This window comes from Mycobacterium sp. (assembly GCF_049608025.1).
In the GTDB taxonomy this organism is placed as follows: domain Bacteria; phylum Actinomycetota; class Actinomycetes; order Mycobacteriales; family Mycobacteriaceae; genus Mycobacterium.
In genome coordinates this window covers 23,674-29,673 of sequence record NZ_JBMYXC010000043.1, presented here as the reverse complement: position 1 = coordinate 29,673, position 6,000 = coordinate 23,674, and the positions used below count along the sequence as shown (strand labels likewise).

The window sequence follows — 6,000 nt, the reverse complement described above, 5'->3', positions numbered from 1 at the left end:
GGCCTCTTCGGGCGCGCCGTCGGTGGAGCCGTTGTCGGCCATGATGACCGTCACGGGGCGGTCGGTCGCGTGGGCCAGCGAGGCGAGGAACCGATCCAGGTGCGGGCCCGGCGAATACGTCACCGTGACGACGAACAGTTCGTCGCTCACGCCTGCGCTGCCAATCCCACGGCGTTGAGGGTAGCGGGCACTCAGGCGCCGGCCTTGCCCAGCGCCTCAGCCAGCGCGTCCCGCCACGGACGCAGCGGCGTCAGCCCGGCGGCCGCAGATTTGACCTCGGAGAGCACCGAGTACATCGGGCGCGGCGCGGGACGAGGGTGTTGGTCGCTGCCGACGGGCCGCACCCGGTTCGGGTCAGCGCCGACCTCTTCGAAAATCGCCTGCGCCTGCTCGAAGCGGCTGGCACCGCCGACGTTGGCGGCGTGCAGCACGGGCTCGCGGATGGAGCCCTCGGCAATCTCCACCAACGCAGCACAGAGGTCGCCCACGTAGGTCGGCGACCCGATCTGGTCGGCCACCACGTCCACGGTGCCCGACCCCTCCAACCCCAAAGCCGCCCTCCGTATCCCCGCGGCGAAGTCCGACCCGTCGCCGCCTTCATAAACCCACGCCGTGCGAACGACGTTGGCTTCCGGCATCGCCGACAGCACCACGAACTCACCGGCCAGTTTGGTGCGGCCGTACACGCTCAGCGGCCCGGTTTCGTCGTCGATGTCGTAGGGCCGCGGATTCCCGTCGGGGAACTTGCCGCTGAAGACGTAGTCGGTGGACAGGTGGATCAGATCGGCCCCGGCGCGCGCGCAGGCGTGGGCCACGTTTTCCGCGCCGGCAGTATTGATGGCGGCCGCGCGCTCGGGATCGGTCTCGGCGGCGTCGACCTGCGTGTAACCGGCACAGTTGACGACGACGTCGCCGGCGTCGATGAAACGTTCAGCAGCCGCGCCGTCGGTGATGTCCCACTCCGAGGACGCCAGGGCCAGCACGTCATGGCCCCGCAGGGCGGCCTGACCTGCCAAAAAACGCCCCACCAGGCCGCCGGCTCCGGCGATCACGATGCGGCCTGAGTAGTGGAAGGGCATCAGCTGAGTTTGGCACGCCGACGTCGGCTCCCCGGTCTCAGGGGCCCGCACCAGTAGCCTGGGCAAATGCCTGCGGCTCAGCTGATGCGTGTCATTTCCATGACCGTGGCGCTGGCGGTCGTCGTGGGTACCGGCCTGGCGTGGGCCCAGATCCGCGCATTCGAATCCGGCATCAACCAGATCAACCCGATCGGGCTCGGCGAGGGCGGCGACGACGGAGCGATCGACATTCTGCTGGTCGGAATGGACAGCCGGACCGACGCGCACGGCAACCCGCTGTCCCAGCAGGAGCTGGCGACCCTGCGCGCTGGGGACGAAGACGCGACCAACACCGACACCATCATCCTGGTGCGCATCCCGAACAACGGGCAGTCGGCCACAGCGATCTCCATCCCGCGCGACTCCTACGTGGAGGCCCCGGGCATCGGGAAGATGAAGATCAACGGCGTGTACGGCTCGGTGCATCTGGAGATGCTCAAGGAACTCGTCGAAGAGCAGGGCGAAGACCCGGCAGCCGCCGAGGTGGAAGCCACCGCTGCCGGGCGTGAGGAACTGATCAAGACGGTCGCCAACCTCACCGGTGTCACCGTCGACCATTACGCCGAGATCGGCCTGCTCGGGTTCGCGTTGATCACCGACGCCCTGGGTGGCGTCGACGTCTGCCTCAATGCTCCTGTTTACGAACAGCTTTCGGGTGCAGATTTCCCGGCGGGCTGGCAGAAGCTGGACGGTCCGCAGGCGCTGAGCTTTGTCCGGCAGCGTCACGACCTACCCCGCGGCGACCTGGACCGGGTGGTGCGTCAGCAGGCGGTGATGGCCTCGCTGGCCCATGAGGTGATTTCCAGCAAGACGCTGTCGAGCCCGCGGACGCTGGATCGGCTGCAGCAGGCGGTGCAGCGGTCGGTGGTTCTCTCCGACGGCTGGGACGTCATGGATTTCGTCGAGCAGCTGCAGGAGCTCGCCGCGGGCAACGTCGCGTTCGCCACCATCCCGATCGTCGAGGAGGCGGGCTGGAGCGACGACAGCATGCAGAGTGTGGTGCGGGTCGACCCGCACGAGGTCAGGGACTGGGTGACCAGCCTGCTCAACGACCAGGACGAGGGAAAAACCGAGGAGCTGGCCTACACCCCGGACAAGACCACGGTCGACGTCATGAACGACACCGACATCAACGGGTTGGCGGCGGCGGTGTCGCACGTTTTGTCGGTCAAGGGCTTCGCCAAGGGCAGCGTGGGCAACCACGGGGGCGCCGAGGTGACGGGCAGCCAGGTCCAGGCCGCCACCGCCGACGACCTGGGCGCCCAGGCGGTCGCGGAGGATCTCGGTGGGCTCTCGGTGGCCGAGGACTCATCCATATCGCCGGGTTCGGTGCGGGTGGTGCTGGCCGATGATTACACCGGGCCCGGTTCCGGGCTGGACGGCACCGACGTCACGCTGTCGATGGATGACCCGTCGATGGGTTATACCCAGATGGCCGCTGCTGCCGAGCCGTCGCCGATCATCACTGCCGGCTCCAACGATCCTGCGTGCGTCAACTGAGGTGACGACAGTCAGCTCGGCCATTCTCGATCCGCTCATGGCGGTCAACCCCGCCGGGCCACGGATCACCTATTACGACGACGCCACCGGCGAGCGCGTCGAACTGTCCACCGCCACGCTGGCCAATTGGGCGGCCAAGACCGCCAACCTGCTGCGTGACGAGCTGGGCGCCATGCCGGGTAGTCGGGTCGCAGTATTGCTGCCGGCCCACTGGCAGACCGCGGCGGTGTTGTTCGGGATCTGGTGGATCGGCAGCGAAGTCGTGTTAGACCGGGGTGTGGACGGGCCCGCATGCGAGATGGCGCTGTGCACGGCAGACCGGCTGGACGAAGCCGACGCTGCCGTTGAACCGGGAATGGGTGAGGTGGTCGTGCTGTCGCTGGATGCATTCGGCAAGCCGGTGCCCGATCTGCCCGTCGGAGTGACCGACTACGCGACCTCGGTGCGGGTGCACGGCGATCAGATCGTGCCCGAGCGCAACCCCGGTGCCGCGCTGGCGGGCCGGTCGGTCGCCGATGTGCTGGCCGCGGCGCAGGCCTCCGCCGCCACCCAAGGGTTGACCGCCACGGATCGGATCATGTCTTCGGCGGGCTGGGATAGCTCTGATGCTGTCATCGATCACCTGCTCGCGCCGTATGCCGTTGGCGCATCGTTGGTACAGGTGGCGAATCCCGACCCCGCTTTGTTGGAGCGCCGGGGTCAGACCGAGAAGCTGACCCGCGGGTCGCCGTGACCGCCGTACCCTCGATGCCGTGGATCGTTCCCTCCTGGATGTCGAAGTGCTGCGCTCCGCGGTCTCGGGAACCGGTTGGCGCCGCGTCGACGTGGTCGCCCAGACCGGGTCGACGAATGCCGACCTGATTGCCCGGGCGGGCGCCGGTGAGGACATCTCCGGTGCGGTGCTGCTGGCCGAGTATCAGAGCGCGGGGCGCGGCCGACACGGTCGCAGTTGGTCGGCGCCGGCGGGCTCGCAGATCTCGATGTCGGTCGGGGTCGGCGCCAGCGGCGTGGCACCCGAACGGTGGGGCTGGTTGCCGCTGCTGACCGGGCTGGCCGTGGCCCACACGGTCCGGGACCTCGGCATCGACGCGGGCCTCAAGTGGCCCAACGATGTCCTGGTCGGCACCGGCAAGTTGGCCGGAATACTGGCCGAAGTGTCCGCCCCGACCATCGTGGTCGGTCTCGGCGTGAACGTGAGCCTGACCGCCGACGATCTCCCGGATCCGAATGCGGTGTCGCTGCGCATGCTCGGCCGGGACGCCGACCGCACCACGTTGACGCTGTCGCTGCTGGCAGCGCTGAGCGATCGGCTGGACCAGTGGCGTGCCGCGAACGTGGGCGCGCTGGCCGCCGACTACCGCAGTCTCAGCACCACCATCGGGACCCGGGTGCGTGCGACCCTGCCCGGCGATTCCGAAATCGTCGGGTGTGCAACGGGTATCGACGACAGCGGCCGACTGCTGATCGACGAGGCCGGGACGGTCGTGACGGTATCGGCGGGCGACATCACCCACCTGCGGCCGGCTTCAGGCACCTAGCTTCAGAAACCTAGTTGTCTGATCCACGATCGTTGATGACCACCTGCAGGCGATCGGCGATCTGTTGCAAACCGGCCTCCGTGCCGTCGAACCTTCCACGCATCTCGGCGAAACCCCGGTCGACCTGCTGGAATCCCCGATCGACGTGCTCCCGCAGATCGACGAAGTCTTCCCGCAGATCGACGAAGTCTTGCCGCATCGCATTGAAGCTCGCCGTCGCGGCCCGACGGAAGTCCCGCAACTCACCGCCGATCTCGCCGACATCGCGATCGGCGGCGCCGGCAAGCACCCGGGCGGCCGCGGCATCCTGTTGATTCGCCTGCACCCGCCCGTTCAGATCGCGCACCTGGTCTTCGAGGGCGGCGACGCGTGGCTCCAGATCGTCGGACTCCATGGAACCGACTCTACCGCCGATCCCCGACACCGACGCTCACCGATTTGCAGCGATCGCGGCATCAACTCGCCAGTGAGAAGCCATGGCTGCTTTCCGCCGAAAATCGCTGCCCAGAGTGCTATCTCGCGGCAACAGACTCACTGCAGCAGGGCGCGACTCATCACCACGCGCTGAATCTGGTTGGTGCCCTCATAAATCTGGGTGATCTTGGCGTCGCGCATCATTCGCTCGACCGGGAAGTCGACGGTGTAGCCCGCACCGCCGAACAGCTGTACCGCATCGGTGGTCACCTCCATCGCCACATCGGAGGCCAGGCACTTCGATGCCGCGGAGATGAACCCGAGGTTGCCCTCGCCACGTTCAGCGCGGGCCGCGGCGGTGTAGACCATCAGCCGGGCCGATTCCACCTTCATCGCCATGTCAGCGAGCATGAACTGCACCGCCTGGAAGTCGGCGATGCTCTTGCCGAACTGCTTACGGTCCTTGGTGTATTCGATCGCTGCGTCGAGAGCACCCTGCGCGATACCGACGGCCTGGGCGCCGATGGTCGGGCGGGTGTGGTCCAGCGTCGCCAGCGCGGTCTTGAACCCGGTGCCGGGCTCACCGATGATGCGGTCGCCGGGCACCCGACAGTTCTCGAAGTACAGCTCGGTGGTGGGCGAACCCTTGATGCCCAGCTTGCGTTCCTTGGGCCCGATGGTGAAGCCCTCGTCGTCGATGTGCACCATGAACGCCGAGATGCCGTTGGCGCCCTTGTCGGGGTCGGTGACCACCATCACGGTGTACCAACTCGACTTGCCGCCGTTGGTGATCCAGCACTTGGTGCCGTTGAGGATCCAATCGTCGCCGTCAGCCTTGGCGCGGGCGCGCATCGCCGCAGCGTCACTGCCGGCCTCGCGCTCGGACAGCGCGTAGGAAGCTAGGGCCTCCCCGTCGGCGATCGAGGGCAGCACCTGTTTCTTCAGCTCGTCGGAGCCGCGCAGGATCAGGCCCATGGTGCCCAGCTTGTTGACCGCCGGAATCAACGAGGCCGACGCGTCGACGCGGGCGACCTCCTCGATGACGATGCAGGAGGCCACCGAGTCCGCCCCTTGGCCGCCGAACTCCTCGGGCACATGCACCGCGTTGAATCCCGATGCGACGAGCGCCTGCAGAGCTTCTTCCGGGAAGCGCGCGTTCTCGTCGACGTCAGCGGCGTGCGGAGCAATCTCCTTCTCCGACAGCGCACGGATCGCCGCCCGCAACTCCTGATGCTCCTCAGGCAACTGGAATAGATCGAACGACGGATCTCCGGCCCAACTAGCCATCATCATCTCCTTGCTACTTGTCAGTAACTTTAGCGCGCCCGCGGTGCTGGGCGACGTCCCTGCATTCTCAGGAAAGGCTCAGCCCCATCGTGGTTGATTCTGAGTATCCACCCGTAGCTTTTCGATCATGCAGGTTTACATCG

7 protein-coding genes are annotated in these 6,000 nt (G+C 67.2%); 3 read left to right on the top strand and 4 right to left on the bottom strand.

What is annotated here, in order from left to right; translation table 11 throughout:
- Positions 1–150, bottom strand: a 150-nt coding sequence (locus tag ACPGXI_RS13665) for a glycosyltransferase family 2 protein (RefSeq protein ID WP_526653753.1), incomplete at its 3' end; no start/stop codon positions are given.
- A gap of 41 nt (positions 151–191) precedes the next feature.
- The gene (rfbD, locus tag ACPGXI_RS13660) at positions 192–1,079 is read right to left on the bottom strand and encodes a dTDP-4-dehydrorhamnose reductase (protein ID WP_526653745.1); all 888 of its coding nucleotides are present in this window, start codon (positions 1,077–1,079) and stop codon (positions 192–194) included.
- Positions 1,080–1,145: 66 nt separating this feature from the next.
- Between rfbD and ACPGXI_RS13655 the strand changes: the two genes are divergently transcribed.
- The 3 genes from ACPGXI_RS13655 to ACPGXI_RS13645 are packed head-to-tail and all read left to right on the top strand — an operon-like array spanning position 1,146 to position 4,156.
- Entirely contained in the window at positions 1,146–2,618 is a 1,473-nt protein-coding gene (locus tag ACPGXI_RS13655; RefSeq protein ID WP_526653743.1) for an LCP family protein, read from the top strand.
- 1 nt (position 2,619) lies between these two features.
- Positions 2,620–3,351 (top strand): TIGR03089 family protein, encoded by a 732-nt coding sequence (locus ACPGXI_RS13650; protein ID WP_526653741.1) that lies wholly within the window; start codon positions 2,620–2,622, stop codon positions 3,349–3,351.
- A gap of 19 nt (positions 3,352–3,370) precedes the next feature.
- Positions 3,371–4,156: a biotin--[acetyl-CoA-carboxylase] ligase gene (locus tag ACPGXI_RS13645; RefSeq protein WP_526653739.1), complete on the top strand. Its 786-nt coding sequence runs from the start codon at positions 3,371–3,373 to the stop codon at positions 4,154–4,156.
- Positions 4,157–4,166: 10 nt separating this feature from the next.
- Here ACPGXI_RS13645 and ACPGXI_RS13640 read toward each other — a convergent pair whose 3' ends face one another.
- Together ACPGXI_RS13640 and ACPGXI_RS13635 are read right to left on the bottom strand one after the other, a co-directional pair.
- Positions 4,167–4,550: a hypothetical protein gene (locus tag ACPGXI_RS13640; RefSeq protein WP_526653737.1), complete on the bottom strand. Its 384-nt coding sequence runs from the start codon at positions 4,548–4,550 to the stop codon at positions 4,167–4,169.
- A gap of 137 nt (positions 4,551–4,687) precedes the next feature.
- Complete coding sequence (locus ACPGXI_RS13635) at positions 4,688–5,857, bottom strand: acyl-CoA dehydrogenase (protein WP_526653735.1); 1,170 nt, start codon at positions 5,855–5,857, stop codon at positions 4,688–4,690.
- Positions 5,858–6,000 lie beyond the last annotated feature (143 nt).

Coding starts and splice junctions, on each gene's coding strand:
- rfbD (WP_526653745.1), bottom strand. CDS start 1,079: ATGCCCTTCCACTACTCAGGCCGCATCGTGATCGCCGGAGCCGGCGGC.
- ACPGXI_RS13655 (WP_526653743.1), top strand. CDS start 1,146: ATGCCTGCGGCTCAGCTGATGCGTGTCATTTCCATGACCGTGGCGCTG.
- ACPGXI_RS13640 (WP_526653737.1), bottom strand. CDS start 4,550: ATGGAGTCCGACGATCTGGAGCCACGCGTCGCCGCCCTCGAAGACCAG.
- ACPGXI_RS13635 (WP_526653735.1), bottom strand. CDS start 5,857: ATGGCTAGTTGGGCCGGAGATCCGTCGTTCGATCTATTCCAGTTGCCT.